This window comes from Methylorubrum sp. POS3, from assembly GCF_043352485.1.
Taxonomy (GTDB): domain Bacteria; phylum Pseudomonadota; class Alphaproteobacteria; order Rhizobiales; family Beijerinckiaceae; genus Methylobacterium; species Methylobacterium suomiense.
In genome coordinates this window covers 1-264 of the sequence record NZ_JAPRBT010000040.1, presented here as the reverse complement: position 1 = coordinate 264, position 264 = coordinate 1, and the positions used below count along the sequence as shown (strand labels likewise).

At 78.0% G+C, this 264-nt stretch carries 1 protein-coding gene; it reads left to right on the top strand.

The genetic code is table 11. The annotated features are described in order from the left end of the window. Positions 1–264 (top strand): AMP-binding protein (locus OWC43_RS23425; RefSeq protein WP_393958690.1); only part of this gene is annotated, 264 nt, incomplete at both ends.

Below are 264 nucleotides of genomic sequence, written 5' to 3'. Positions count from 1 at the left end.
ACGGCGCCACCGAGGCCTGGCTCGCCGCCCTGTTCCACGGCGGGCGCCTCGTCATCGGCGAGCCCCGCGCCTGGACCGCGCCGGACATCCTCGACACCATCCGCCGGGAGGGCGTGACCGTCACCGGCATGTCGCCCGCCCTGCTCACCAGTCTGGCCGAGGCGCATGCGCAGGCCGGCGGCGGCCGGCTGCCGGTGCGCTCGTGGACGGCCGGCGGCGAGGCGTTCGGCCTCGACGCGTTCCGGGCGGTGCGCCGGACCTTCG